The 25733-nt window shown below is 71.3% G+C and carries 24 protein-coding genes; 14 read left to right on the top strand and 10 right to left on the bottom strand.

What is annotated here, in order from left to right; genetic code table 11:
- From NMQ01_RS14415 to narI, 4 genes are read left to right on the top strand one after another with little or no spacing between them, the layout of a single operon-like run.
- The gene (locus NMQ01_RS14415) at positions 1 to 3717 is read left to right on the top strand and encodes a nitrate reductase subunit alpha (RefSeq protein ID WP_255184593.1); all 3717 of its coding nucleotides are present in this window, start codon (positions 1 to 3) and stop codon (positions 3715 to 3717) included.
- 1 nt (position 3718) lies between these two features.
- Entirely contained in the window at positions 3719 to 5398 is a 1680-nt protein-coding gene (gene narH / locus NMQ01_RS14410; protein ID WP_255184592.1) for a nitrate reductase subunit beta, read from the top strand.
- Entirely contained in the window at positions 5398 to 6147 is a 750-nt protein-coding gene (gene narJ / locus NMQ01_RS14405; RefSeq protein ID WP_255184591.1) for a nitrate reductase molybdenum cofactor assembly chaperone, read from the top strand. The genes narH and narJ overlap by 1 nt, the downstream gene beginning before the upstream one ends.
- Positions 6144 to 6890 carry a respiratory nitrate reductase subunit gamma gene (gene narI, locus NMQ01_RS14400; protein WP_255184590.1) on the top strand — a complete coding sequence of 249 codons (747 nt, stop codon included), beginning with the start codon at positions 6144 to 6146 and terminating at the stop codon, positions 6888 to 6890. The genes narJ and narI overlap by 4 nt, the downstream gene beginning before the upstream one ends.
- A 46-nt stretch (positions 6891 to 6936) precedes the next feature.
- On the opposite strand, the gene NMQ01_RS14395 is transcribed toward narI, so the two are convergent.
- Together NMQ01_RS14395 and NMQ01_RS14390 are read right to left on the bottom strand one after the other, a co-directional pair.
- Positions 6937 to 7425: a hypothetical protein gene (locus NMQ01_RS14395; protein WP_255184589.1), complete on the bottom strand. Its 489-nt coding sequence runs from the start codon at positions 7423 to 7425 to the stop codon at positions 6937 to 6939.
- A gap of 134 nt (positions 7426 to 7559) precedes the next feature.
- Positions 7560 to 8093, bottom strand: coding sequence for a GNAT family N-acetyltransferase (locus NMQ01_RS14390; protein ID WP_255184588.1), 534 nt, complete (start codon positions 8091 to 8093; stop codon positions 7560 to 7562).
- A 27-nt stretch (positions 8094 to 8120) separates the two neighbouring features.
- Between NMQ01_RS14390 and NMQ01_RS14385 the strand changes: the two genes are divergently transcribed.
- The 5 genes from NMQ01_RS14385 to NMQ01_RS14365 all read left to right on the top strand — a co-directional run bounded on the left by NMQ01_RS14385 (position 8121) and on the right by NMQ01_RS14365 (position 12085).
- Positions 8121 to 8861, top strand: coding sequence for a VOC family protein (locus NMQ01_RS14385; protein ID WP_255184587.1), 741 nt, complete (start codon positions 8121 to 8123; stop codon positions 8859 to 8861).
- Between the two features lie 43 nt (positions 8862 to 8904).
- Complete coding sequence (locus NMQ01_RS14380) at positions 8905 to 9621, top strand: hypothetical protein (RefSeq protein WP_255184586.1); 717 nt, start codon at positions 8905 to 8907, stop codon at positions 9619 to 9621.
- 72 nt (positions 9622 to 9693) lie between these two features.
- The gene (locus tag NMQ01_RS14375) at positions 9694 to 10989 is read left to right on the top strand and encodes an MFS transporter (RefSeq protein WP_255184585.1); all 1296 of its coding nucleotides are present in this window, start codon (positions 9694 to 9696) and stop codon (positions 10987 to 10989) included.
- 32 nt (positions 10990 to 11021) lie between these two features.
- The gene (locus NMQ01_RS14370; RefSeq protein ID WP_255184584.1) at positions 11022 to 11489 is read left to right on the top strand and encodes a PaaI family thioesterase; all 468 of its coding nucleotides are present in this window, start codon (positions 11022 to 11024) and stop codon (positions 11487 to 11489) included.
- Positions 11489 to 12085 (top strand): ATP-binding protein, encoded by a 597-nt coding sequence (locus tag NMQ01_RS14365; RefSeq protein WP_255184583.1) that lies wholly within the window; start codon positions 11489 to 11491, stop codon positions 12083 to 12085. The genes NMQ01_RS14370 and NMQ01_RS14365 overlap by 1 nt, the downstream gene beginning before the upstream one ends.
- Before the next feature lie 133 nt (positions 12086 to 12218).
- Here the strand turns inward: NMQ01_RS14365 and NMQ01_RS14360 are convergent, their stop codons facing one another.
- From NMQ01_RS14360 to NMQ01_RS14345, 4 genes are all read right to left on the bottom strand, one after another.
- The gene (locus tag NMQ01_RS14360; RefSeq protein ID WP_255184582.1) at positions 12219 to 12809 is read right to left on the bottom strand and encodes a mismatch-specific DNA-glycosylase; all 591 of its coding nucleotides are present in this window, start codon (positions 12807 to 12809) and stop codon (positions 12219 to 12221) included.
- 145 nt (positions 12810 to 12954) lie between these two features.
- Positions 12955 to 15204 (bottom strand): cation-translocating P-type ATPase, encoded by a 2250-nt coding sequence (locus NMQ01_RS14355; protein ID WP_255184581.1) that lies wholly within the window; start codon positions 15202 to 15204, stop codon positions 12955 to 12957.
- Complete coding sequence (locus NMQ01_RS14350; RefSeq protein ID WP_255184580.1) at positions 15194 to 16180, bottom strand: heavy-metal-associated domain-containing protein; 987 nt, start codon at positions 16178 to 16180, stop codon at positions 15194 to 15196. Before NMQ01_RS14350 ends, NMQ01_RS14355 begins: the two co-directional genes overlap by 11 nt.
- A 2-nt stretch (positions 16181 to 16182) precedes the next feature.
- Positions 16183 to 16392: a heavy-metal-associated domain-containing protein gene (locus NMQ01_RS14345; RefSeq protein WP_255184579.1), complete on the bottom strand. Its 210-nt coding sequence runs from the start codon at positions 16390 to 16392 to the stop codon at positions 16183 to 16185.
- Between the two features lie 199 nt (positions 16393 to 16591).
- On the opposite strand from NMQ01_RS14345, the gene NMQ01_RS14340 reads away from it, so the two are divergent.
- The gene (locus tag NMQ01_RS14340) at positions 16592 to 17083 is read left to right on the top strand and encodes a GNAT family N-acetyltransferase (protein WP_255184578.1); all 492 of its coding nucleotides are present in this window, start codon (positions 16592 to 16594) and stop codon (positions 17081 to 17083) included.
- 9 nt (positions 17084 to 17092) lie between these two features.
- Here NMQ01_RS14340 and NMQ01_RS14335 read toward each other — a convergent pair whose 3' ends face one another.
- Positions 17093 to 17713, bottom strand: a complete 621-nt coding sequence (locus tag NMQ01_RS14335; RefSeq protein ID WP_255184577.1) for a TetR/AcrR family transcriptional regulator — start codon at positions 17711 to 17713, stop codon at positions 17093 to 17095.
- Positions 17714 to 17803: 90 nt separating this feature from the next.
- Here NMQ01_RS14335 and NMQ01_RS14330 point away from each other — a divergent pair, with 90 nt between their 5' ends.
- Genes NMQ01_RS14330 through NMQ01_RS14320 form a run of 3 tightly spaced genes read left to right on the top strand, consistent with a single transcriptional unit; the run spans position 17804 to position 21434 of the window.
- On the top strand, positions 17804 to 18697 hold the full coding sequence (locus tag NMQ01_RS14330) for an alpha/beta fold hydrolase (RefSeq protein ID WP_255184576.1): 894 nt from the start codon (positions 17804 to 17806) through the stop codon (positions 18695 to 18697).
- Positions 18694 to 19695: a VOC family protein gene (locus NMQ01_RS14325; RefSeq protein ID WP_255184575.1), complete on the top strand. Its 1002-nt coding sequence runs from the start codon at positions 18694 to 18696 to the stop codon at positions 19693 to 19695. Before NMQ01_RS14330 ends, NMQ01_RS14325 begins: the two co-directional genes overlap by 4 nt.
- On the top strand, positions 19692 to 21434 hold the full coding sequence (locus tag NMQ01_RS14320) for an FAD-dependent monooxygenase (RefSeq protein ID WP_255184574.1): 1743 nt from the start codon (positions 19692 to 19694) through the stop codon (positions 21432 to 21434). Before NMQ01_RS14325 ends, NMQ01_RS14320 begins: the two co-directional genes overlap by 4 nt.
- Before the next feature lie 653 nt (positions 21435 to 22087).
- Here NMQ01_RS14320 and NMQ01_RS14315 read toward each other — a convergent pair.
- On the bottom strand, positions 22088 to 22711 hold the full coding sequence (locus NMQ01_RS14315) for a papain-like cysteine protease family protein (protein WP_255184573.1): 624 nt from the start codon (positions 22709 to 22711) through the stop codon (positions 22088 to 22090).
- 178 nt (positions 22712 to 22889) lie between these two features.
- On the opposite strand from NMQ01_RS14315, the gene NMQ01_RS14310 reads away from it, so the two are divergent.
- On the top strand, positions 22890 to 23768 hold the full coding sequence (locus NMQ01_RS14310; protein ID WP_255184572.1) for a helix-turn-helix domain-containing protein: 879 nt from the start codon (positions 22890 to 22892) through the stop codon (positions 23766 to 23768).
- A 112-nt stretch (positions 23769 to 23880) separates the two neighbouring features.
- On the opposite strand, the gene NMQ01_RS14305 is transcribed toward NMQ01_RS14310, so the two are convergent.
- Both NMQ01_RS14305 and NMQ01_RS14300 read right to left on the bottom strand, forming a co-directional pair.
- Positions 23881 to 24288, bottom strand: coding sequence for a TrkA family potassium uptake protein (locus tag NMQ01_RS14305; RefSeq protein WP_255184571.1), 408 nt, complete (start codon positions 24286 to 24288; stop codon positions 23881 to 23883).
- Positions 24281 to 25645: a TrkH family potassium uptake protein gene (locus NMQ01_RS14300; RefSeq protein WP_255184570.1), complete on the bottom strand. Its 1365-nt coding sequence runs from the start codon at positions 25643 to 25645 to the stop codon at positions 24281 to 24283. The genes NMQ01_RS14305 and NMQ01_RS14300 overlap by 8 nt, the downstream gene beginning before the upstream one ends.
- Positions 25646 to 25733: the final 88 nt, after the last annotated feature.

Below are 25733 nucleotides of genomic sequence, written 5' to 3'. Positions count from 1 at the left end.
ATGAGTGAGCGCACCGACCACCGTCCGGGACTCGACGGGAGGCTCAGCGAGGCGCTGGTGGGGACCAGTCGCTTCTTCACCCGGGGGGAGGTCTCCGACGACAAGCGGTCGGTGCACGTCGAAGGTGGCCGCGCGGGCGATGCCTTCTACCGCGACCGGTGGAGCCACGACAAGGTCGTCCGCTCGACCCATGGGGTCAACTGCACCGGCTCGTGCAGCTGGAAGGTCTACGTCAAGGACGGGATCATCACCTGGGAGGCGCAGCAGACCGACTACCCCTCGACCGGCGCCGACAAGCCGGAGTACGAGCCCCGGGGGTGCCCGCGTGGCGCGGCCTTCTCCTGGTACACCTACAGCCCCACGCGGGTCCGCTACCCCTACGTGCGCGGGGTTCTGCTCGAGATGTTCCGCGAGGCCAAGGCGCAGTACGGCGACTCGGTGGTGGCCTGGGCCTCGATCGTCCAGGACGAGGACAAGCGCAGGACATACATGTCGGCCCGCGGCAAGGGTGGCCTCGTGCGCGCCTCGTGGGAAGAGGCCGTCGACCTCATCTCGGCGGCGCACGTCTACACCGTCAAGCGCTACGGACCGGACCGCATCGCCGGCTTCTCCCCGATCCCGGCGATGTCGCCTGTCTCCTACAGCTCCGGTTCTCGCTTCCACGAGCTCATCGGCGCCCCGATGCTCTCCTTCTACGACTGGTACGCCGACCTGCCCAATGCCTCGCCCCAGATGTTCGGAGACCAGACCGATGTGCCCGAGTCGGGTGACTGGTGGGACGCCGGTTACCTCATCATGTGGGGCTCCAATGTCCCGCTGACGCGGACCCCTGACGCGCACTGGATGACCGAGGCGCGCTATCGGGGGCAGAAGGTCATCGCGGTGGCTCCCGACTACGCCGAGAACGTGAAGTTCGCCGACGAGTGGGTCGCCGCTGACCCCGGCACCGACGGTGCGCTGGCCATGGGCATGGGCCACGTCCTGCTCAAGGAGTACTTCGTCGACCAGGAGGTCCCCTTCTTCGCCGAGTACAACAAGCGCTTCACCGACCTGCCCTACCTCGTCACCCTCGATCCGGTCGAAGGGGGCGAGGGCGCCGCTGGTGCATACCGAACGGGCAAGTTCCTCACCGCCGGCGACATCGAGGGACACCCCGAGAGCACGAGCGAAAACGCCGTGTGGAAGCCAGCGGTCCTGGACCGCGTCACCGATGCCGTCGCGATCCCCAACGGGTCGATCGGACACCGCTTCGGTGACGAGGGAGTCGGCCGCTGGAACCTCGACCTCGGTGACATCGACCCGGTCCTGACGCTCCACGGCGACTCGGGCGAGGCCGTCGAGGTCGAGCTCCCGCGGTTCGACAATGTCGAGGGCCACCAGCGCACGGAGCGGCGCGGCGTCCCGGTCCGTCGGGTCGGCGGACGCCTCGTGACGACGGTCCTCGACCTCATGCTCGCGCACTACGGGGTGGCCCGGGACGGGCTCCCCGGTCAGTGGCCCACCGGCTACGAGGACCCGTCCGTGCCCGCCACCCCGGCCTGGGCGGCGGAGATCTGCGGGGCTCCGGCCGAACAGATCATCAGGATCGCCCGCGAGTGGGCGCAAAATGCCATCGACACCGACGGCCGCGGCATGATCCTCATGGGGGCGGGCACCAACCACTGGTACCACTCCGACCAGATCTACCGGGCGATGCTCGTGCTCACGACGATCACCGGGTGCCAAGGCCGCAACGGTGGCGGCTGGGCGCACTACGTCGGGCAGGAAAAGGTCCGCCCGATCATGGGCTTCCAGCACCTCGCCTTCGCGCTCGACTGGGTGCGACCGCCGCGGCACATGAACCAGACCGCGTACTGGTACGTCAACACCTCCCAGTACCGCTACGACACCTTCGACGCCGATGGCATCAACGGCGCGACCGGGGCCTTCGCCGGGCGCACGACGATGGACCTGCTCGCGCAGTCGGCGCGACTCGGCTGGGCGCCCTCCTACCCCCAGTTCGACCGCTCGTCGCTCCAGGTGGCCGACGAGGCGGCCGAGGCCGGGATGGCCGCCGGTGACTACGTGGCCGCCCAGCTCAAGGCGGGCTCGATGCAGTTCGCCATCGAGGACCCGGAGAACCCGGAGAACTTCCCCCGGATCCTCTCGCTGTGGCGGGCCAATCTCTTCGGCTCGTCCGCCAAGGGCAACGAGTACTTCCTCCGGCACCTGCTGGGGACCGACAACGCCGTCAAGGCGACGGAGGCCGCCGAGGGAGTGCGCCCCCAGGACGTGCGGTGGGCCGACAAGGCACCGGAGGGCAAGCTCGATCTGGTCCTCACGCTCGACTTCCGGATGACGAGCTCCACGCTCCTGTCCGATGTCGTGCTGCCGGCCGCGACCTGGTACGAGAAGCACGACATCAACACGACCGACATGCACCCCTTCGTGCACAGCTTCAACCCCGCGATCTCCCCACCGTGGCAGTCCAAGACCGACTGGGAGGCGTGGAAGGCGATCGCCAAGCGGTTCTCCGAGCTGGCGGTCGACCATCTCGGCACCCGCAAGGACGTCGTGACCAAGCCGCTGTGGCACGACACCCCCGAGGCGATGGCGACGGTCCACGGGCGGGTCCTGGACTGGAAGCACGGTGAGTGCGAGCCGGTGCCCGGCAAGACCCTGCCGGTCATTGTCGAGGTCGAGCGGGACTACACGGCGATCTACGACAAGATGACCGCCGTCGGCCCCCTTCTCGAGAAGGTCGGGATGCTGACGAAGGGCGTGAAGTACGACCCCTCCCGGGAGGTCGACGAGTTGCGCCACCTCAACGGCACCGTCCACGGCGGGGTGGCTAACGGCCAGCCCAAGCTGGAGACCGACGTCCACGTCGCCGAGGGCATCCTGCGCTTCTCGGGCACGACGAACGGGCATCTGGCGACCGAGGGCTTCAAGTTCCTCGAGAAGCGCACCGGCACGCAGCTGCACGACCTCGCGTCGGAGCACGAGGGCAAGCACATCACGTTCGCTGACACGCAGGTGGCGCCGGTCCCGGTCATCACCTCGCCCGAGTGGTCGGGCAGCGAGTCCGGGGGCAGGCGCTACGCCCCCTTCACGATCAACATCGAGCGGTCCAAGCCCTTCCACACGCTCACCGGGCGACAGCAGTTCTACGTCGATCACGACTGGATGCTCGGGATGGGGGAGGGGCTGCCGACCTATCGACCACCGCTCAACATGGCGACGCTCTTCGGTGAGCGCCCGATCGGGGAGCAGACCGAGCTGGGTGTCTCGGTTCGATATTTGACCCCTCACAACAAGTGGTCGATCCACTCCGAGTACCAGGACAACCTCTTCATGCTCTCGCTGTCGCGAGGCGGTCAGGCGATCTGGATGTCGGACCGGGACGCCGAAAAGATCGGGGTCAAGGACAACGACTGGATCGAGGCGGTCAACCGCAACGGTGTCGTCGCCTGTCGCGCGATCGTCAGCCACCGCATGCCGGAGGGCACGGTCTACATGCACCACGCGCAGGACCGCCTGATCGATGTGCCCCTGACGGAGACGGACAAGAAGCGCGGCGGGATCCACAACAGCCTGACGCGGATCCTCGTCAAGCCGAGTCACATCATCGGTGGCTACGCGCAGCTGTCCTACTTCTTCAACTACATCGGACCGACGGGCAACAACCGGGACGAAGTCACGATGATCCGCAAGCGGACGGCGAAGGTGGAGTTCTGACATGCGCGTCATGGCACAGATGGCGATGGTCATGAACCTCGACAAGTGCATCGGGTGTCACACCTGCTCGGTCACGTGCAAGCAGGCGTGGACCAACCGGCAGGGCACCGAGTACGTCTGGTTCAACAATGTCGAGACCCGGCCCGGTCTGGGCTACCCACGCGGCTACGAGGACCAGGAGAAGTGGCAGGGCGGCTGGGAGGTCGGCGCCAACGGCCGACTCAAGCTGCGCGCGGGTGGGCGGTTGAAGAAGCTGCTCAACATCTTCTCCAACCCGATCATGCCGAGCCTGAGCGACTACTACGAGCCGTGGACCTACGACTACGAGACGCTGCTCAAGGCGCCGGCCCAGGCGACCTTCCCCGTCGCCCGGCCGCACTCGCTCATCACGGGCAAGCAGATCAACGTCGAGTGGTCGGCCAACTGGGACGACGACCTCGGTGGCTCCCAGGAGCACGCGATCAAGGACCCGATGCTCAAGGGCATCGAGGACAAGGTGAAGTTCGAGTTCGAGCAGACCTTCATGTTCTACCTGCCGCGGATCTGCGAGCACTGCCTCAACCCCAGCTGCGCCGCCTCCTGTCCGTCCGGCGCGATCTACAAGCGCGAAGAGGACGGGATCGTCCTCGTCGACCAGGACCAGTGCCGTGGTTGGCGCATGTGCGTCACGGGCTGCCCGTACAAGAAGGTCTACTTCAACCACAAGACCGGCAAGGCCGAGAAGTGCACCTTCTGCTACCCGCGCATCGAGGTCGGCATCCCGACCGTCTGCGCCGAGACCTGCGTCGGCCGGCTGCGCTACATCGGCCTCATGCTCTACGACGCCGACAAGGTGCTCGAGGCGGCATCGGTCGAGGACGACCGCGACCTCTACGAGGCCCAGCGTGACGTCTTCCTCGACCCGCGCGACCCGGCGGTCGCGCACGCCGCCGAGCAGGCGGGCATCCCGGGGGACTGGATCGACGCGGCCAAGCGGTCCCCCGTCCTGCGCCTGATCCAGGACTACAAGGTGGCGCTGCCCCTGCACCCGGAGTACCGCACCATGCCGATGGTCTGGTATATCCCGCCGCTGTCGCCGGTCGTCGACGTCATCCAGGAGACCGGCCACGACGCGGAGGACAAGGACAACCTCTTCGCCGCGATCGACACCCTGCGCATCCCCGTCGAGTACCTAGCCAACCTCTTCACCGCCGGCGACCCCGGACCGGTCGACGACGTGCTGCGCAAGCTCGCCGCGATGCGCTCGTACATGCGCGACATCAACCTCGGCCGCGACCCGCAGGCGTCGATCGCCGAGTCCGTGGGCATGTCGGAGGAGGACCTCTACGAGATGTTCCGCCTCCTCGCGATCGCCAAGTACGCCGACCGCTATGTCATCCCCACCGCACACGGTGAGGACGCCCACGCCCTGGAGGAGCTCGCGACCGACTGCGCGGTGAGCGGCTACGACGACGAGCTGCTCGAGACCTCCGGTCCCTTCGGCGAGGGCTCTGGCCGAGGCAACCTCACCCCGGTGGCGGTGGAGAACTTCAAGATGCTCCAGCAGCGCCAGACCCAGGAGTCCCTGACCGGCGACAGCGCCACAAAGGGGCGGGTCAACCTGCTCAACTGGGACGGCCACGGCATGCCCCCGGGGATGTTCCCCGAGCGCTCCGACCAGGACGCCGAAGGGGGGCGCTGATGCTCCTGTGGAAGCGTCACCGTCGCTCGGGGCAGCGCCTCGACGCCGGCGCACAGGCCGACGCCTGGCAGCTGTGCTCGGTGCTGCTCGACTACCCGCGCGCCGACCTGCCCGATCGGCTGCCGATGCTGCGCGAGGTCAGTGCGGCGCTACCGGCAGGGGTCGGTGACCCGCTGCGGCGCTTCCTCGACCACGTGGCGGGGACCTCCCTTCGCGCACTGCAGACGGACTACGTCGACACTTTTGACGTGACCCGCAAGTGCGCGCTGCACCTCACGTACTTCCTGCACGGCGACACCCGCAACCGGGGCGTCGCGCTCGTGCGCTTCAAGCAGCTCTACCGGTCGCACGGGGTGGAGCTGTCCGAGGACGGGGACGCCGGTGGGGAACTGCCGGACTACCTGCCGGTGGTCCTCGAGTTCGGCGCCACCGTCGACCCGGACGCCGCGTGGAAGCTGCTCAACGACCACCGGGTCGGCATCGAGCTGCTGCGCCGGGCCCTCGAGCGACGCGACTCGCCGTGGTCCGACGTCGTCGACGCCCTGCGAGCGACCCTGCCCGCCCTCGATGGTGACGACGAGATCGCCCTGGCCAAGCTCATCACGCAGGGACCACCCAAGGAGACGGTCGGTCTTGACGACGATTCAGTCAATGCCCCCTTCGCCCTCGACCCGGCACTGCAGGCGATCCACGAACCGCCGCCACCCCAGTCCCTTGGCCACACGATCCCTGTAGGAGCCCCGCGATGAGCACCTTTCTCTGGGTGATCTTCCCGTACATCTGCCTGGCGATCTTCGTCGTCGGGCACGTGTGGCGGTACCGCTACGACAAGTTCGGCTGGACCACCCGCAGCAGCCAGCTCTACGAGTCGAAGCTGCTGCGGATCGGCAGCCCGCTCTTCCACTTCGGCATCCTCGGCGTCGTCGTCGGGCACTTCCTCGGGCTCGTGGTCCCGATGAGTCTCACCGAGCGCCTGGGTGTCAGCCAGGAGCTCTACCACTTCGTCGCGCTCGCCGGCGGCATCCCCGCGGGTGTGGCCGCACTCGTCGGGCTGGCGATCCTCGTCTACCGGCGGCGCACCGTCGGCCCGGTCTTCTCCGCGACGACGGTCAACGACAAGGTGATGTACCTCGTGCTCGCCGCCGTCATCGTGCTCGGCATCTGGAACACCATCGCCGGGTCGATGCTCAACCTCGGCATCGCCGGTGACCACTACAACTACCGCGAGGGCGTCTCACCGTGGTTCCGCTCGATCTTCTGGTTCCAGCCCGACCCGCAGCTCATGGCCGGCGCACCCCTGGGCTTCCAGCTGCACGCCGTGCTCGCCTTCGTGCTCTTCGCGATGTGGCCCTTCACCCGACTGGTGCACGTCTTCTCGGCGCCGCTCGGCTACTTCGTCCGGCCGTACATCGTCTACCGCAGTCGTGACGACCGTCCGGGTGCCTCGCCCGGGACCCGGCCGCAGAAGCGAGGTTGGGAAAAGGTCGGCTGACCGCTCACCCCCGTTGGTCGAGGGCTCACCCCCGGTGGTCGAGGGCTCACCCCCGGTGGTCGATGAGGTGCGAGGCCGCCCGCGGCCGAGCCTCGAGACCGGGCCCACCCGACCCCGACCGTCGTCGCGCGTACCCCGCGACGGCGACGAGCGTCAGCGGGCCGAAGAGCATCATCGGCGCGTAGGCCCAGACCATGATCGCCAGGGGGACACCTTCGAGGGTGCTCTGGTCGGGGCGTTGGCCGGCCAGCACACCGGCCCACAGCGAGATCGTGAAGAGCCAGGTCATGACGGCCCCGCCGACCGTGCCGAGCACGACCGGCAGCCAGCGGTTGATGTCGACGCCGACGAAGCGCTCACCCCACGGGCGCACGAGGCCCACGACGAGGACGGCCGCGAGGACCTGGGCGATCGACAGACCGAGGACGTAGCCCCCTTCGCCCTCGTGGAGGGCCTGCAACTGCTCGGTGCCGGGGAGCCACCCGGCCATCATCATCAGGCGCCACACCGCGGACGGGACGGCGCACGCGAGCACCCCCCATGCCGCTGCTCGTGCCCATGCCTGCGGTTCCCGTCTCTGCCATCCCTGTGTCATGGCTCCAGCCTTGCGAGGCGGACTCGTCGGGGCCATGCAGGCACCGGCCGGGACGAAGGGGGGTCTGCCCCCGTTCAGGAGCCCGTCGGCAGGACCATCGCGACGACGTCGGGGGCGTCGGCGTCGAGCCACGCGGGGCGGGTGCGGCCGACCTCTCGCCAGCCGGTGCGGCGGTAGAGGTCGACGGCCGAGCCGGTGGGGATGACGTCGAGGCACGGGGCCAGTTCGTGCGCGGCGAGGTGGTCGAGGGCGGTGCGCATGAGGGCGGCGCCGACGCCCCGGCCGCGCACGTGGGTCGCGGTGAAGTACACGCCGATCTCGGCGAGCCGGTCGGCCGGCAGGCCGTGGCCGGCCATCCACAGGCGGGACAGCGCCGGCTCCAGGCTCACCTCGGGGTCGCGGACCGGCAGCACCGCGACGTGGCCGACGGGTTCGTCGAAGAGGAGGGCGGTCCACGTCGCCAGTGCGCCGGACCGGGCCACGAAGTCCTCCGGCGCCATCGGCAGGGGCTCGCGGTGCGGGTAGCCGGACGCGGCCTGCTGCTCGACGAGGGCGCGACCCAGCGCAGGCAGGTCGGCGTCGGTGCGGGGGCGGATGACGAGAGGCACGGGACCATCTTGCGGCACGCTGGGTCCATGGTCTCCGACGGTCCTTGGATCCAGCTCTTCATCGATGTCCCGCGCGAGACGTGGGAGAGGTCGGTGGACTTCTGGACGGCCGCGACCGGGTGGGCGGCGAGCGAGCCTCGAGGCGAGCGCGGGCAGTTCGTCACGCTCGTGCCGGCCGACGGCCCGGGGTGGGTCAAGCTCCAGGCGGTCGACGGTCCGCCACGGCTGCATCTCGACCTCGACGACCCGGACCGCGCCGGCGCGACGCGGCGCTCGGTCTGCCTTGGGGCGAGTCCCCAGTGGGAGTACGAGGGCGTGCCGGTGATGCGCTCGCCGGGTGGGCTGTTCTTCTGCCACACCGTCGAGGCGCCGGGGCGGATCGACCGGGGTGACCCCCTTCGCGTCCTCGACCAGGTGTGCATCGACATCCCCGCCCGGCTCTGGGAGTCCGAGACCGCCTTCTGGGCCGAGCTGCTGCAGCGGCCGCTGACGAAGGGGAGGGAGCCCGAGTTCGCCTTCCTCGACGGCGGGGCCGCCCTGCGCGTCCTCCTCCAGCGGCTCGACGACGAGTCCGGTGAGGTCCGGGCCCACCCGGACTTCGCCGTCGCGGACCGCGAGGCCGAGACCCGACGGCACGTCGCGCTCGGCGCCGACGTCGAGGGGGTCTTCCCGTGGTGGACCGTCCTGCGCGCACCCGACGGGCACGTCTACTGCCTCACCGAGCGCGACCCGGCGACCGGGCGCGTGCGACGAGCACCGTCGTCCTGACCTCGAGGAGCCTCGACGGGCCGGGCGGGGGATGATCATCGGCATGGTGGACACCTCGGGGGACGACCTGCCCTACATCTCGGGCATGCGCCTGCGCAGCCGGGTGCTCCTCGTCGTGCTGACCTGGGCGGTGCTGCTCGGCGCGAGCGCGGCCCTGGTCTTCCCCGGGCTCGACGTGGGGGTCCTTGACGTCAACCCGCTCGCCGTCGTGCTCGGGGGCGTGTGGCTCGTGCTGCTCGTCGCCCTGCTCATCCAGGTGAGCCACCGCTGGCGGCCCTTCGTCATCGGCATCATCTTCATGGCCCTCGTCCTCCTGCCCGGGTTCGTCACGATGGGGGTCCTGTCGGGGTACGGCCAGTTCGCGATGCAGCGGAGCGAGGCGACGGTCGTCGAGGCGCGCAGTCGGGGGAGTCAGCCACCGTCGGTGCTCTTCGAGCTCGAGGACGGCAGTCGGGAGCGTGGCTACAGCACGGCGATGAGCTCGAGGCCCCACTCCAGCTACATCGTGCCCGCGCCCGGCACTCGGGCGACCGTCCTCACCGACCCGGCGGGGGTGCTGCCGCCGCGCACCGCCGGCGCGGAAGAGGCGACCGACGCGGGTCGGGTCGAGGGCGTCGCGCTGACCCTCCCTTCGCTCGTCGGCCTCGCCCTGCTGGCGGTCGCGACCGTGTCCGTCCTCACCCGGCGGGAGAGCTTCGTGACCCGGACCGCACGCGAGGAGGAGGCCCGACGCGTGGCCGGGCGGCAGACCGGGACCTGAGCAGGGCTCCTCAGGAGTCGGTGGCGTGGGCTAGGCTGCTCGAGCAAACTTTCTTGAGCGAAGTGAGACCCGATGACCGAGCCGGCCACCTCGACGCCTCACCGCATCCACCCCGCGTGGTGGGTCGCGGCCGTCGCCTTCCTCGCGCTGCTCGGCGCGGCCGGCTTCCGTGCGGCCCCGGGCGCGCTCATGGTGCCGCTCCACGAGGAGTTCGGCTGGTCGATGAGCACGATGTCGCTCTCGGTCGGGATCAACCTCCTGCTCTACGGTCTCGTCGCCCCCTTCGCCGCGGCCCTGATGGACCGCTTCGGCATGCGGCAGGTCATCGCCGGCGCGCTCACCCTCGTCGCGCTCGGCGCCGGCGGCAGCACGCTCATGACGGCGTCGTGGCAGCTGCACATCTTCTGGGGCGTGCTCATCGGGACCGGTACCGGCTCGATGGCCCTCGTGCTCGCCGCGACCGTCGCCAACCGGTGGTTCGTGGCGCGAAGGGGGTTGGTCATGGGCGTCCTCACCGCCGGCTCCGCCACGGGGCAGCTGATCTTCCTGCCGCCGGTCGCGGCCCTGGCGGAGGACGTCGGTTGGCGACCCGCCTCGCTCGTCATCGCGGTCGCAGCACTCGCCGTCGCGCCCATCGCCTGGCTCGTCATGCGGGACCACCCGCACGACCGGGGCGTCCTCCCCTTCGGCGCTGATCCGCAGACCTGGGTCCCGCCGGAAGAGGTGACCGGCGGCGCGATGGGGCGGGCGATCGACGGGCTGCGCTTCGCGGTGCGGCACAAGGCCTTCTGGGCGCTCGCGCTCGCCTTCGCGATCTGCGGCGCGACGACCAACGGACTCATCGGCATCCACTTCATCCCGTCGGCGCACGACCACGGCATGTCGCAGACGACAGCTGCCGGACTGCTGGCGCTCGTCGGCATCTTCGACATCGTCGGGACCATCGCCTCGGGGTGGCTCACCGACGTCTTCGACCCACGCTGGCTGCTCGTCGCCTACTACTTCTTCCGCGGGGTGGGGCTGCTCGTGCTGCCGCTGCTCCTGTCGGACGCCGTGCACCCGAGCATGCTGCTCTTCATCATCGTCTACGGCCTGGACTGGGTGGCGACCGTGCCGCCGACCGCCGCGCTGTGCCGGGAGATCTTCGGCGAGCAGGGGACGATCGTCTTCGGCTGGGTCTTCGCCGCGCACCAGATCGGGGCGGCGCTCGCGGCCTTCGGGGCCGGGGTCATCCGCGACACCTTCGGCGCCTACACGTGGGCGTGGTGGGGCGGGGCGATGCTCTGCGTCATCGCCTCCGTGCTGTCCTTCGCCGTGCGGCGCGAGCCGGTCGTCGAGCCCCAGCGGGAGCGGATGGCCGTCGGCTGACCGGCGCGCAGGGGTGGGGCTAGCGTGCGGACATGAGCACCGCCTTCCAGGACACCTACCCCGACGACGTCGCGCACTGCTACGGGTGCGGCACGCAGAACCCCGCCGGCCACCAGCTGAAGTCGCACTGGGACGGCGAGGAGACCGTCGCGCGCTTCACCCCGCGGCCCGAGCACACGGCGATGCCCGGCTACGTCTACGGCGGGCTCATCGCCTCGCTCGTCGACTGCCACGGCACGGGCAGCGCCGCCGCCGCAGGGCACCGCGCGCAGGGTCGCGAGATGGGCACCGAGCCGGCGCTGCGCTACGTCACCGCCTCGCTGCACGTCGACTACCTCGCGCCGACGCCGATGGGCGTCGAGCTCGAGCTGCGGGGTGTCATCGAGGAGGTCACCGAGCGCAAGGTCGTCGTCGCCGAGACCGTGCGCGCCGGGGAGACCCTCGTGGCGAAGGGGAAGGTCGTCGCCGTGCTCATGCCCGCCGGGATGGCCCAGGGCTGATGTCGCGTGACACCTGGCGCGTGACGACGCACGACTGGTCGCGCGAGGTGGACGCCGAGCACCTGGTCGAGGCGCGGCGGGTGGCGGCGTCCCTTGGTGACGCGCTCGCCCTGCACCTCGCGCTCGAGGTCATCGCCTATGCCGACGACGAGGGGCAGGCCATGCGTCGCAGAGGTGTGGTGAGGGTCGTCGTGCAGGGCGACCTGGTCGAGGTCGACGACGACGGTCGGGGCACCGACACCCGGCGTGACGAGACGGGGCAGGTCGTGCGCAAGCCGGTCATGGCGACCCGCGATGTCCGGTTCTTCGACGCCCCGGACGCTCCGCGCCTGCCGGACGGGCTGCCGCGACGGGGGATGAGCATCGTCTCCGCCAGCTCGCCCCTCCTGCGGCACACCAACCGCCGGTCGGAGGGGGCGTGGACCCAGGCCTACCGCCACGGCGTGCCGGACTCGGACCTGCGGGAGGTCGAGGACCGTCAGCGCCCGGGGACGACCGTGGCCTTCGTGCTCCCGCCCGGTGGTCGACTCGACGCAGACCGGCTGCGCGAGCTGGCGGGCGGCTTCGCGCACGTCGACGTGACGGTGACGGACTGACGAGCGGCATGTCGTCCTGCAGTTCGCCGGCTGCGCGGGGTGTGTGGCCCGGAATTCTGGGGGCGGCGCTGTCGGGGCGGGGCGAACTGCAGGACGACGCGCTGCTGGCTGCTCAGTCGAGGTGGCCGGCGGCTCAGTCGAGGAGGCCGGCGGCGCGGGCGGGCTCGGCGTAGGCGACGGCCAGCGAGTCGACCGTCTCGTGGGCGTTGAGCCCGCTCGGGTTGGGCGCGACCCACAGCCGGGCGCCCTCGACGGGCTCGGGCTGCTCGCCGGTCTGCGCCTTGCGCACCCCGAAGGCCTGTCGGTAGGCGGTGATCCCGGCGACGGCGACGACTGCCGGGCGGGTGCTGGCGATGGTGGCCAGCAGGCGCTCGCCGCCCTCGCGCAGCTCTTCGGCCGTGAGCTCGTCGGCGCGGGCGGTGGCCCGGCGCACGAGGTTGGTGATGCCGATGCCGCGCTCGCGCAGGTGCTCGCGGTCCTCGTCGGTCATGCCCGCGGCGGGGTCGACGGCGCGGGTGAGGATGCCTGCTCGCAGCAGGGCCGGGTAGAAGCGGTTGCCCGGGTGCGCGAAGTGGGTCTGCGTCGCCGCGGTCCACAGCCCGGGGTTGATCCCGACGAAGAGCAGCCGCAGCTCCTGGCCGCGGCCCGGCAGGAGGTCGGGGACCTCGGCGTCGCGGAAGGACTCCAGCTCGGCACGGGTGAAGCTGCGGCGGGCACTCGGCATGCCCGTCACCCTAGATCGGGCCCGGGTTGATGTATGCGGGTGAGTCCCAGCGCACCCACATACATCAACCCAGGGCAGGGGGCGCGGGTCGATGTATTCGGGTGAGTCCCAGCGCACCCACATACAGCGACCCGGCGAAGGGGGCTCAGGCGCTCGCGCGGAAGGCCCGCAGCCGCAGGCTGTTGCTCACGACGAAGACGCTGGACAGGGCCATCGCGGCACCGGCGAGCATCGGGTTGAGCAGCCCGAGCGCCGCGAGCGGGATCGCCGCGGTGTTGTAGGCGAAGGCCCAGAAGAGGTTGGCCTTGATCGTGCCGAGCGTCTTGCGCGAGAGGCGGATCGCGTCGACCGCAGCCCGCAGGTCCCCTCGCACGAGGGTGATGTCGGCGGCCTCGATCGCCACGTCGGTGCCCGTGCCCATCGCCAGGCCGAGGTCGGCCTGCGCGAGCGCGGGTGCGTCGTTGACGCCGTCGCCGACCATGGCGACGACCTTGCCCTCGCCCTGCAGGCGCGTGACGACGTCGACCTTGTCGGCGGGCATGACCTCGGCGATGACCTCGTCGATGCCGACCTCGGCGGCGACCTGCTCGGCGACCGCGCGGTTGTCCCCGGTGAGCAGGACGGGGGTGAGGCCGAGCTTCTTCAGCCCGGCGATGGCCTCGGCGCTCGTCGGCTTGACCGTGTCGGAGACGACGAGCACGCCGCGGGCCTGCCCGTCCCAGCCGACGGCGATCGCCGTGCGGCCCTCGGCCTCGGCGGCCGCCTTGGCCGCGGCCAGCTCGTCGTCGAGCGTCATCGACCAGTCGGCGAGCAGCGTCTCGCGGCCGGCGACGACGGCGTGGCCGTCGACGACACCGGTGACCCCCTGGCCCTGCACGTTGTCGAAGCCCTCGACGCCCGGCAGGTCGCCGACCTCGGCGGCGGCTCCCTTCGCGATGGCCTGGGCGATGGGGTGCTCCGAGGCGTGCTCGAGGGCACCGGCCAACCGGAGGAGATCGGTGCGGTCGACCCCCTTCGCCGGGACGGAGTCGACGAGGGTCATGGCGCCGGAGGTGACCGTGCCGGTCTTGTCGAGGACGATCGTGTCGACCGTGCGCGTGGACTCCAGGACCTCGGGGCCCTTGATGAGCACGCCCATCTGCGCGCCGCGACCCGTGCCGACGAGCAGGGCGGTGGGCGTCGCCAGGCCGAGCGCGCACGGGCAGGCGATGATGAGGACCGCGACGGCCGCGGTGAAGGCTGCGCTCACGGGGAAGCCCGCGCCGAGCCAGGCGCCGAGCGTCGCGACGGCGATCGTGATGGCGACGGGGACGAAGACCCCCGAGACCGTGTCGGCGAGGCGCTGCACCTCGGCCTTGCCGGACTGCGCGTCCTCGACGAGCCGGGCCATCTGCGCCAGCTGCGTGTCGGAGCCGACCCGGGTGGCGCGCACGACGAGCCGGCCGCCCTCGTTGACTGTCGCGCCGGTCACGGCATCGCCCTCGCCGACCTCGACCGGGACGGACTCGCCGGTGAGCATCGAGGCGTCGATCGCGCTCGTGCCCGAGGTGATGACGCCGTCGGTCGCGACCTTCTCACCCGGCCGCACGACGAACTCGTCGCCGACCGACAGCTCCTCGACCGGGATGCGCACCTCGGCGCCACCGCGCAGGACGGCGACCTCCTTGGCGCCCAGCTCGAGCAGGGCGCGCAGGGCGTCGCCGGCGCGCCGCTTGGACCGCTTCTCGAAGTAGCGCCCCATGAGGATGAAGGTGATGACACCCGCCGCGACCTCGAGGTAGATGCTGCCGAGGCCGTCGGTGCGCGAGATCGTCAGCTCGAAGGCGTGCGTCATCCCGCGGTCGCCGGCGGTGCCGAAGAAGAGGGCGACGACCGACCACAGCCAGGCCGACAGCGTGCCGACGGAGATGAGCGTGTCCATCGTCGCGGCGCCGTGGCGCAGGTTGGTCCACGTCGCGCGGTGGAAGGGCCAGCCGGCCCAGAAGACGACCGGCGTCGCCAGCACGAGCGAGGCGAAGCCCCAGTAGTCGAACTGCAGGGCCGGGACCATCGCCAGCAGGATGACCGGGACGGCGAGCACGGCCGAGCCGATGAGTCGCTGGCGCAGGGCGGTCAGCTCACGGTCCTGCGGCGCCTCCTCCTCGGACGAAGGGGGCTCCGCCGCCGGGAGCGTCGCGGTGTAGCCGGTCTGCTCGACGACCGTGATGAGGTCCTGCGGGTCGGTGCCGAAGGGGGCGGTGACGGTCGCCTTCTCCGTCGCGTAGTTGACGCTCGCGGTGACGTCGTCGAGCTTGTTGAGCTTGCGCTCGATGCGGTTGGCGCACGACGCGCAGGTCATGCCGCCGATCTGCAGCTCGACGGTCGAGGTGGTGACCGGGTCCGTCTCAGTGGTCATGGTCGGTGCCTCCGTGCGAGGTGCTGGGGGTGGCGGTGCTGCCCTCGGGGCTGCTGCCCGCCGTGTCGAGGACGAGCGGTGCGGTGTGCACCTGACCGTCGACCTTGACGTCGAGGTAGAGCAGGTAGCGCCCGGGCGTCGGGGCCGTGGTGACGAAGTCGATCTCGGGACCGCCGGGCTCGGCGGCCGTGGGCGCCTCGCCCTCGGGGTGGACGTGGAGGTAGGCCAGGTCGCCCTCGCGCAGGGCGACGAGGTGGCCGGCGGCGCCGAGGTAGGGCTCGATCGTCGTCACGGGCTCGCCGTCGCGCTCGACCCGCAGGGTCAGGCGCGACTCCTCGCCGGGCACGAGGTCGCCCTCGACGCTGACGTCGAGGCCGTCGACGCTCGCGGAGCGGGTCGGCTGCGACGCGGTGGGGGTGACGTCGCCGGCGACGTCGACGGTGGAGGTGAGGGTCACCCCTTCGTCGGCGTCGGACGGGGTGGTGTCGGCGTAGAGGCGGTAGGTGCCCGCCGCCTGCCAGGTCCACGGCAGCGACCACGTGCCGTCGGCGGCGCGCTGCGGATGGACGTGGCGGAAGTGCTGGCCGTCGCTGCGCACGACGATCAGGTGCAGCTCCTCCTCGTGCTCGACGGAGTAGTCGGTGACCGGGTCGCCGTCGGCGTCGGTGACCGTCAGCTCGAGGCGGCCGCGCTCGTCGACCTCGGTCGGGGCGGAGACGCCGGTGAGGCGGTAGCCGTCCTGCTCCAGCGACAGGCCCGCGGGTGCGGCGGCGCCGTCGTGGGCGGAGTGCTCGTCGTCGGCGTCACCGGTGCCGTCGTCCGAAGGGGAGGCGTGCTCGCCGCCGTGGGTGGTGCTCTCCTGCGCCCAGCCCCGCGCGGTCTCCTCGGGAACGACCGTGCGGGCCGTGACCGCGGCGAGCGCGAAGACGACCGCGAGGACGAGACCGAAGAGACCGAGACGGGTCGGGGCGTTCATCGTCAGGCCTTGGCGGCCGTGTAGCCGGCCTCGGTGACGGCGGCGATGACGGCCGCGTCGTCGACGTCACCGGAGACGACGAGCTTGCCGGTCGCGGAGCTCACGTCGACGACCTCGGCGCCGGGGATCTCGCTGACCTCTTCGCGGACGGACATCTCGCAGTGGCCGCAGGTCATGCCGGTCACCTGGTACTCGGTGGTGGTCGCGCTCATCGTGGGTTCCTCTCTTCGGTGTACCTCTAGGGGGTATCTGACAGGCCAACCATATACCCCCCAGAGGTATTCCACCAGCGCGGGCGCGTGAGGTGGTCATCGGGCCACGAGGGCGCCCGTCGAGCCGCTCGGCGGAGGTGATGATGTCGTTGTCGACGTACCCCCCGCTGAGCGGTCGCTCACTGGCACGATGCCCCGGGTGATCACCGTGCGCAGGGCCCAGGCCGAGGACTCCGTGGTCCTCGGGGGGATCGACCTGGCGACGTGGACCACGCGCAGCTCTGCCGTCTCGCCTCCCCTGCGCTACTCCGGCTACCACTTCTTGGGCGACCGCACCCGCCCGCGCGACGTGCTCGTCGCCGAGTCGGGCGATGTCCAGAGCGGGTTCGTCCGCTTCCTCGGGCTGGCGCACTTCCCGCCGACCCGGGCGCACGTCCTCGAGATCACCGGTCTCGCCGTCGACCCGCACTACCAGCGCCGCGGAGTGGGGCGACGCCTCGTCGAGGCCGCGGTCGAGGAGGCCCGGCAGCGCGGCGCGCGCAAGGTCGTGCTGCGCGTCCTGGGCACCAACGAGCGCGCGCGCAGCCTCTTCGAGCGGTGCGGCTTCGAGATCGAGGCCTTCCTGCGCGAGGAGTACCTCATCGACGGGCGCTACATCGACGAGGTGTGGATGGCCCGTCGGATCGACTGACCCGCGGCGTCAGTCGCGGGCGTAGCCGCCCAGGCCGCCCCAGAGGAAGTCCGCGTAGTGCTCGACGACCTCCCCGCGGGTGAGCGACGGCTCGGCCAGCCACCAGTGGCCGAGGCGCTCGGCGACGCCCGACATCGCGTGCGCGGCGGCGGTGATGCGAGCCGGCGGGATGTCGGGGCGGGCGAGCTGGGCCAGCAGTCCCCGGATCATCTCGATCGTCTCGAAGCGTTGTGCCGCAAGGGTTTCCTCGAACTCCACGGGCAGCACGGCGCTGCTCGCGAAGAGCAGCTTCCATCGGCCGGGACTGTCCTCGAGCACCGAGTAGAAGGCGTCGCCGACCCGCACGAGCTGCTCGCGCGCCGGCAGCTCGGGGTCGATCGCCGCGACCATGACCGCCTCGTACTCGCGCCGCGCCCGCTCGAGGACCGCGAGGTAGACGCCCTCCTTCGTCCCGAAGTGGCGGTAGGGGACCGGCCGGGTCACGCCGGCGCTGCGCGCGACGTCCTCCATCGAGGTCGCGGAGTAGCCGCGTGAGACGAAGAGGTCCTCGGCGACGTCGAGCAGCTGGTCGCGGCGCTGCGCGGAGGGCATGCGGGCGGTCGTCGTGGGGCCCGGCTCGTCGGCGCTCATGCGGTCACTCTATGGCCCTTCATCTTTGCTGCGTACGCGGTGTAACATCGCCTCAAGTTACAACGTGTAACACCAGCGAAGGGAGTCCCCGTGACCGCCGCAGCAGCCAGCCCCTCGGCCGCCCAGCGCACGCACCGCACCGTCCGCGTCGGTGCCCGCGACATCCACCTCACCGAGGCCGGTCCCGCCGACGGCACCCCCGTGGTGATGCTCCACGGCGGTGGCCCGGGCGCGACGGGGGAGTCCAACTACACGCGCAACATCGACGCCCTCGCCGCTGTCGGCCTGCGCGTCGTCGTCCCCGACATGCCCGGCTACGGCGGCTCCAGCAAGCACCTCGACCACGCCGACCCCTTCGGCGACCTCGCCGCCTTCACCCGGCAGCTCGTCGACGCGCTCGACCTGGGCAGCGCCCACCTCGTCGGCAACTCCTACGGCGGGGCCGCCGCCCTTCGCCTGGCCCTCGACCGCCCCGACAAGGTCGGCTCGCTGCTCCTCATGGGCCCCGGCGGCATCGGCACGACCCGAGCCCTGCCGACCCCGGGACTCAACGCGCTGCTCTCCTACTACTCCGACGAGGGCCCGACCCGCGACAAGCTCGCGAGCTTCATCCGTGACTTCCTCGTCTTCGACGGGGCGAGCATCCCCGACGAGCTCATCGACCTGCGCCACGCGGCCAGCCTCGACCCCGAGGTCGTCGCCGACCCGCCGCTACGTCGCCCCGACCCCGGCCCGGCCGCCCTGCGCACCCTCGTCCGGATGGACCTGTCCCGCGACCGCCGGCTCGCCGAGTGCCAGGTGCCGACACTCGTCGTCTGGGGCACGGAGGACAAGGTCAACCGGCCGAGCGGCGGGCCGCGTCTGGCCCGCACGATGCCGCGCTGCGACCTCGTCATGTGGTCGCGCACCGGTCACTGGGCGCAGTGGGAGCAGGCCGAGCGCTTCAACGCCCTGGCGATCGAGCACATCCGGAGGCACGCATGAGCACCGACGTCTTCGGCCGCGTCCACCTCGGCTACACCGTCCTCGAGACGCAGCGCTTCACCGACTGGCGGCGCTTCGGCGCCGACGCGATCGGGCTGCACGTCGACGAGCTGACCCGCGAGACGATGCGCTTCCGCCTCGACGACCACGAGTGCCGCTTCCTGCTGCAGCGTGGTCCCGCCGAGGACGTCACCGCGGTCGGCTGGCTCGTCGACGACCACGAGACATTCGACGCGATCCTCGCCCGGGTGACCGCAGCCGGCCTGCCGGTCGAGGAGGGCACCGACGAGGAGTGCGCCCTGCGCGGCGTCGAGCGGCTGTGGCGCTTCCCCGGGCCGAAGGGGGTCGCCACCGAGATCTTCACGACCCCCCTTCGCGCGACGGCACCGCTGCAGATGCAGATCTCGCAGTTCGTCACCGGAGACTCCGGCATGGGGCACCTGGCGATCACGACGAAGGACGCGCCGGCCCTGCACCGTTACTACGCAAGGGTCTTCGATGCCCGACTCACCGACTACATCGACGAGACGATCAGCGGGCTGACCCTGAAGATCCGCTTCCTGAGGGTCAACGAGCGGCACCACTCGATCGCCGTGGCCAACCTGCGGGGGCTGCCGCTCGACCCGGTGCGCACGAGCATCCAGCACCTCAACACGCAGGTCGCGACGCTCGACGACCTGCTCGCGTCCCACGGGCGGGTGACCGACCTCGGCTTCCGCATGGTGTGGGACGTCGGCCAGCACACCAACGACCGCGAGCTGTCCTACTACTGCCAGACGCCGTCGGGCTTCGAGTGGGAGGTCGGGTGGAACCCGGTCCTCATCACCCCCGAGGTCGAGGCGACCTGGGAGCCGACGACGCACCAGGGCATCTCGATCTGGGGTCACACCCCGGTCGGCGAGACCGTCCTGACGAAGCTCGGCCAGTTCCGCCAGGCGTTCGCCAGCGCCCGCGAGCAGGAGATCACCGTCCCCGAGCTGAGTGGAGGCGCGCGATGAGCGACGCGCAGATCATCGTCTCCGGTGCCGGCCCCGTCGGCACCTGCCTGGCCATCGACGCCGCGATGCGCGGCGCGCAGGTCATCGTCCTCGAGGCCCGGGCCGCCGACGACCCGCCGGACGCGAAGTGCAACACCATCGCCGCCCGCACGATGGAGACCTTCCGCCGCTTCGGCATCGCCGACCGGGTGCGGGGCGCGGGCCTGACCGACGACTACCCGACCGACACGGTCTACGCGACGAGCCTGTCCGGGCCCGAGCTGACGCGCATCACCATGCCGTCGCGGGCCGAGCGCTCGCAGCCCGGATTCCACGACAGCGACTGGCCGACGCCGGAGCCGATGGTCCGCGAGTCGCAGCTGTGGCTCGAGCCGATCCTGCGCGAGCGTCTGCTGTCGCTGCCGGGCGTGCGGTTCATGCCCCGCACCGAGCTCGTCTCCTTCACCCAGGACGAAGGGGGCGTGACCGTCACCTGTCGTGACCTGGACGCGGGTGAGGACCGGGACCTGCGGGCGGACTACCTCGTCGGCTGCGACGGCGGGTCGAGCCGGGTGCGCAAGGCGATCGGTGCCCGCCTCGTCGGCGACGCCGAGATCGGGCGCACCCGCACGAGCCTCATCCGCTCGTCCGCGGTCAAGGACCTCTTCGTCGACCGACGGCCGGCGTGGATGACGTGGGTCGTCAACCACAAGGTCCGGGGCAATGTCGTCGCCATCGACGGCGAGGACCTGTGGCTCGTGCACCGGGCCCTGCCCGCCGGGGAGAGCGACTTCGACGTCCTCGACCCCGACCAGTCGATCCGTGACGTCCTCGGGGTCGGGGCGGACTTCCCCTTCGACGTGGTCCGGCAGGAGGACTGGGTCGCGCGCCGACTCGTCGCCGACCGCTTCCGCGATCGGCGGGTCTTCGTCGCCGGCGACGCGGCGCACCTCTGGGTGCCCTTCGCGGGCTACGGGATGAATGCGGGGATCGCCGACGCCGTGCACCTGTCGTGGCTGCTGTGCGCGGTGGTCGACGGCTGGGCCGACCCCGCGATCATCGACGCCTACGAGGCCGAGAGGCAGCCGATCACGGAGCAGGTCTCGCGGTTTGCCATGAGCAAGGTCGAGGAAAATCTCGCGGCGATGTCGGGCCGCTCCGTGCCACCCGTCATCGCCTCGCCCGGCCTCGTCGGCCGGCTGCTGCGCCGGCGTCTGGGGCGGCGGCTCTTCGACATCAACCTGCCGCAGATGTCTCCCGAGGGGCTGAACTTCGGCTACTACTACGCCGACTCGCCGATCATCGTGGGTGATGGCGAAGAGGCGCCGGCCTACGACATGGGCTCGCACACGCCCTCGACGGTGCCGGGGTGTCGCCTGCCGCACCTCGAGGTCGACGGAACGAGCATCCTCGACCGGCTCGGCCCGGCCTACACGCTGCTGCGGCTGGACCCGACGGTCGAGGCCGGCCCGCTGCTCGACTCGGTGCTGCCCGTCGAGCTCGTCGACACGCCGTGGCCGAGCGACCCGGCCTTCGGCCACGCGCTGCTGCTCGTGCGCACCCCCGTCGCATTTCCTTCAGCAGATGCGAAGAGGGAGGGGCTGGGCTCAGGTGTGCGACCGCCGACGACGGACGAGCAGGCCGGCTGCGAGCAGCCCGATCCCGCCGATGCCGGCGAGCACCCCGGACCGTGGAGGCGCGTCGTCCCCGGGAGTGGTCACCGGGGCCGACGCGGGCTCGAATCCCCCTGCGGCGCCTGACTCGTCGTAGTCGCTGCCCGGCAGCTTGTCGGCATAGCGCTCGTGGACGACCTGCTGGTAGTCCTCGAGGCTCATCCCGCCGCCGACGACCTTGCGTGCTTCGCCGTTGAGCGGGCGGACCCGGTCGTTGGTCACCGCGTACCAGGCACCGACCTGCGGCTCGCTGAGCAGCGCGGCGGACCCGGCCCGGCGGGCCATGCTCGCCTCGACGTCGCCGGTCGCGGCGTTGACGGCTCGCCAGGCACCTCCCTTCGTCCGGGTGGTCCACACCGAGACGAGCTGCTCGTCGACCCGGGCCGTCGTCGCGACGTAGCCGAGGTCGCCGACCGGGCCGGTGCCCTCGGCGACGAAGTCGCGGGCGAGCACGTGCACCTCGGTGGTGGTGCCGGCGACGACGCGGGGGGTGGCCCCGCCCGCCGCCGGCACGCGACCGGCGCCGGTGTGTGGCGCGGTCTGCCCCCGCTCGAGCGTGGCGACGCGTCGGGCCAGGTCCAGGCCCGGGTCGCTGCCGGCCGCCCGGGTCGCGGCCGCTCGGTCCGCGGCGCGCAGGGGGGTGGGCTCGGAGCCGTCGGCGTGCGCGGCCGGGACCCCGAGGGTGAGGAGGACGCCTGCAGCGGCGCCGGCGGTCATCAGGCGGACGAAGGGGGTCATCGTCAGGCTCCGATCCGCGAGAGCGAGTGCGTCCACGAGAAGTTCCAGTTGTCGAGGTAGTAGGAGTACGCGCCGACGTTGAGCCGCTGGCTGCTCGGCCACGGGTCGTACCACTCGATCGTCGAGTCGCTCGGGCGATAACCGCTGATGACCATCATGTGGCCGCCGCCGGAGCTCCACTGGATGCGCGTGAGGACGGGGCGGTTGCCCTGGATCTCCGACGAGATGCCGGAGTAGCTCAGGCGCCCGTTGATGTAGCTGCCGGGGCGGATCCCGAGGGCGGAGAAGGCCTGCTGGTCGTTGGCCAGGGTGGCCTGCGAGTTGGGGCACTGGGTGCCGGTCGAGCGGCCGAAGGCGAGGTTGCAGAAGGTGTTCTGGTTGACCGAGCGCCCGGCGTAGGCGGCGATCGTGCCGCCGGTCGCGGCCCAGCACCAGTTGGACTGCTCCTGGGCCTGAGGGCTGATCGGCAGGGCGACCGCGCCGTCGTCGTAGTGGATGGGTCCGGTGGCCGATGGAGCGGCGGTCAGGGCCGAGGCCGGGGTGGCCGCGGCGGTCATGGAGAGGGCGACGGCGGCGGCGCTCAGCGTGGCGAGCGGTGCCGCGAGGGTGTGGCGGGGGCGGTGCACGGGTCCTCCTCGGGGAGAAATGCGTGGCGAGTGCCGCAACACTAGGGACGGCGGGGCCCCTCGGCAGGGCGAGCGTCACCGCCCGTGATGGTGTGAAATCCCTTCACGGGCAAGGCTCCCGAGGCCCCGCGGGAGGCACGCCCCCGTGGCGTGAAGATTCACGGTCAGAGGAGACGACGTGGAGAGTGGTCGAGTCGCATTCGGTGAGGCCCTGCGTGTCGCGGTGGCCAACCGCGGCCTGTCGCTCGGGCGGGTGCAGGCGCACCTCGGCGCCGCCGGGCACCCGGTCGCGCTGAGCACGCTGAGCCAGTGGCAGCACGGGCGAAGGGTGCCCGCCTCCCCCCGGTCCTTCGCCGTCGTCGACGAGCTCGAGCGGGTGCTGCGGGTGCCGGCGGGCACGCTGCGGGCCCTGCTCGACGAGGACGCGTCGGCGGGCCGCGCGTCGTGCGCCCCGGTCGTCTCCTACGACGAGGCCTTCGGCCGGCTCGTCGAGCAGCTCGACCCGTCGCGCCGCCGGGCCCTCGTCCCGCTCGGTGCCCACGACCGCCTGCAGATCGACGCGAAGGGGGCGATGGTCCAGCGGCGCACGACGATGACGATGCGCGCGGTCTCCGGGACCGACCGCCACGTCGTCGCGCACGGCGTCGAGACCTGTGGCGACGTCGACCTGGTGACGGTGAGCGCGCTCGGTGGGTGCCGGCTGGGGCGGGTGCTGCGCGACCGCGAGGCGGAGGTGGTCGCCGTCGAGATCCACTTCGACCGGTGGCTCGCGCCGGGGGACACCGTCGTCTACGACGTGCAGATCGACGACGCCAACTCCCTTGTCTCCGAGGGCTACTACCGCTGGTCGGCCCAGGAGACCGCGCTCTTGGTCACCGAGGTCTCCTTCGACCGGGCCCAGCTGCCGACGCGGGTCGACGCCTTCCACCGGGCCCACGCCGACGGCCCCGACCTGCGCTCGCACGAGCTGGCCCTCGAGCACGGCGACCGGGTGCACCTCGCCCAGCTCGACGCCGCCGTCGGCGTCCACGGGATCCGGTGGGAGTTCGCCGGCTAGCCCCGCCCCCTTCGCATCGCCCAACGGCAATGCACGCCGTGGTGCGCATTGCCCAACGGCAATGCAGACCCCCTTCGTATCTCCTCAAGGAGATGCGAAGGGGGGAGGGGTGTCAGCGGTGGAGGATCTCGCTCGCCATGGCCAGGCCGGCCTCGTGCTCGGGCTGGATGATCCGGCTGACCCCGAGGCGGGTGAGGGCCTCGACGTGCTGACGCGAGCCGGCCTTGGCCCAGATCTCGCGGACGCCGAGCTCGTTGAGCGCGGTGGCGGTCATGAGCGAGGCGGCGACGTGGGTCATGCCGAGGACGACGAGGGTGTCGGGGCGGATGTCGAGCTGCCGCAGGGTCTCCTCGTCGCGGGCCTCGGCGATCGCGAGGTGGTCGATCCGGTCGGCGAGGGCGTCGACCGCGGCCTCGTCGACGTCGACGCCGAGGACCTCGCGCCCCTCCTCGACGAGACGCAGGGCGAGGGCGGAGCCGAACCGGCCGAGCCCGATGACGGCGACGTCGTACCTAGCCAACGAGGATCCTCTCCTCCGGGACCTCGAAGCGCCGAGGTCGGTTGCGCAGCGCCAGGGCGGCGCCGAGGGTGATCGGCCCGAGCCGGCCGAGGAACATCATCGCCACGAGGATCAGCTGCCCGGCCGGCGGGATGTCAGCGGTGATGCCGGTGGACATCCCGACGGTGCCGAAGGCCGAGATCGCCTCGAAGAGCACGACGTCGAGGCGGAAGGGGGTGAGGACGAGCAGCGCGCCGGTCGAGGCGGCGACGAGGCCGGTGCCGAGCAGGGCGACGGTGAGCGCCTGGCGCAGGTTGGCGGGGGAGAGGCGGCGGGTGAGCACGCGCACGGTCGGCTCGCCGCGCAGCTCGGCCCAGATGACGAAGCCGAGGATGGCGAAGGTCGCGACCTTGATGCCGCCGGCGGTGCCGGCGCTGCCGCCGCCGACGAACATCAGACCGTCGAGCAGGAGCAGGCTCTCCTGGCGCACGGCCCCGATGTCGACGCTGTTGAAGCCAGCGGTGCGGGCGACGACGGACTGGAAGGCGGCGGCGAGGATCTTGCCGCCCGTGCCCATCGGGCCGAGGGTGCGCTCGTTGTCCCACTCGACGACGGCGAAGAGCAGGGTGCCGACGACCCACAGCACGACCGAGCCCCAGATGGTGATCGTCGCGTGGATCGTCCACCGGCGATAGGGCTCGCGCCAGTGCTTGAAGAGCTCCCACCAGACGGGGAAGCCGAGACCGCCGACCATCACGGAGATCATGAGCGGCAGGCACATCCACGGGTCCTGCGCCCACTGGACCGCGCTGTCCGGCAGCAGGCCGAAGCCGGCGTTGTTGAAGGCAGAGACGGAGTGGAAGACGCCCGAGTAGATCGCCTCGCCCCATCCGTCGTGGTAGGCGATCCGCAGCCGGACGGCGAGGACCACGGCGGACACGAGCTCGACGGCGAGGGTGAAGCGCAGCACGCCGACGAGCACCTGGCCGGGCGTGCGCTGGGTGAGCGAGCGGGCCTCCGCCCCGGTGAGCACCCCTGCGGGAGCGCTGAGTCGGCGTCCGATGAGCATGACGAGCAGGGTCGCCACGGACATGACGCCGAGTCCGCCGATCTGGATGAGCGCGAGGATGACGAGCTCGCCGAAGGTCGACCAGTGGCCGCCGGTGTCGACCGTGACGAGCCCGGTGACGCAGGTGGCCGAGGTGGCGGTGAAGAGTGCGGTCAGCGCGTCGGTCGACTCCCGGCTCTCGGCCGCGAAGGGGGTCATGAGCACGAGCGTGCCGAGCGCGATCGTCGCCGCGAAGCCCAGCATGACCGTGCGGGCCGGGTTCGCCACGAGACGGTTCAGCAGATGTGCGCTCGGCGCGTCCTGACCCACGCCGCAGGACGCTACTCCTCCTCGGCGCAGACGTCGCTCTCCCGGTCCATGAGGACGTCGCGCAGCGACCGTCTCGAAGGGCGTCAGG

This window comes from Janibacter sp. CX7, from assembly GCF_024362365.1.
In the GTDB taxonomy this organism is placed as follows: domain Bacteria; phylum Actinomycetota; class Actinomycetes; order Actinomycetales; family Dermatophilaceae; genus Janibacter.
Note: the sequence above shows the minus strand (reverse complement) of the source record. Positions and strands in the feature narration are given on the sequence as shown.

What these genes read in the sequence shown, in the direction of transcription:
- NMQ01_RS14415 (WP_255184593.1), top strand. Translation starts at nt 1, where the DNA reads ATGAGTGAGCGCACCGACCACCGTCCGGGACTCGACGGGAGGCTCAGC.
- narH (WP_255184592.1), top strand. Translation starts at nt 3,719, where the DNA reads ATGCGCGTCATGGCACAGATGGCGATGGTCATGAACCTCGACAAGTGC.
- narJ (WP_255184591.1), top strand. Translation starts at nt 5,398, where the DNA reads ATGCTCCTGTGGAAGCGTCACCGTCGCTCGGGGCAGCGCCTCGACGCC.
- narI (WP_255184590.1), top strand. Translation starts at nt 6,144, where the DNA reads ATGAGCACCTTTCTCTGGGTGATCTTCCCGTACATCTGCCTGGCGATC.
- NMQ01_RS14385 (WP_255184587.1), top strand. Translation starts at nt 8,121, where the DNA reads ATGGTCTCCGACGGTCCTTGGATCCAGCTCTTCATCGATGTCCCGCGC.
- NMQ01_RS14380 (WP_255184586.1), top strand. Translation starts at nt 8,905, where the DNA reads ATGGTGGACACCTCGGGGGACGACCTGCCCTACATCTCGGGCATGCGC.
- NMQ01_RS14375 (WP_255184585.1), top strand. Translation starts at nt 9,694, where the DNA reads ATGACCGAGCCGGCCACCTCGACGCCTCACCGCATCCACCCCGCGTGG.
- NMQ01_RS14370 (WP_255184584.1), top strand. Translation starts at nt 11,022, where the DNA reads ATGAGCACCGCCTTCCAGGACACCTACCCCGACGACGTCGCGCACTGC.
- NMQ01_RS14365 (WP_255184583.1), top strand. Translation starts at nt 11,489, where the DNA reads ATGTCGCGTGACACCTGGCGCGTGACGACGCACGACTGGTCGCGCGAG.
- NMQ01_RS14360 (WP_255184582.1), bottom strand. Translation starts at nt 12,809, where the DNA reads ATGCCGAGTGCCCGCCGCAGCTTCACCCGTGCCGAGCTGGAGTCCTTC.
- NMQ01_RS14355 (WP_255184581.1), bottom strand. Translation starts at nt 15,204, where the DNA reads ATGACCACTGAGACGGACCCGGTCACCACCTCGACCGTCGAGCTGCAG.
- NMQ01_RS14350 (WP_255184580.1), bottom strand. Translation starts at nt 16,180, where the DNA reads ATGAACGCCCCGACCCGTCTCGGTCTCTTCGGTCTCGTCCTCGCGGTC.
- NMQ01_RS14345 (WP_255184579.1), bottom strand. Translation starts at nt 16,392, where the DNA reads ATGAGCGCGACCACCACCGAGTACCAGGTGACCGGCATGACCTGCGGC.
- NMQ01_RS14335 (WP_255184577.1), bottom strand. Translation starts at nt 17,713, where the DNA reads ATGAGCGCCGACGAGCCGGGCCCCACGACGACCGCCCGCATGCCCTCC.
- NMQ01_RS14325 (WP_255184575.1), top strand. Translation starts at nt 18,694, where the DNA reads ATGAGCACCGACGTCTTCGGCCGCGTCCACCTCGGCTACACCGTCCTC.
- NMQ01_RS14320 (WP_255184574.1), top strand. Translation starts at nt 19,692, where the DNA reads ATGAGCGACGCGCAGATCATCGTCTCCGGTGCCGGCCCCGTCGGCACC.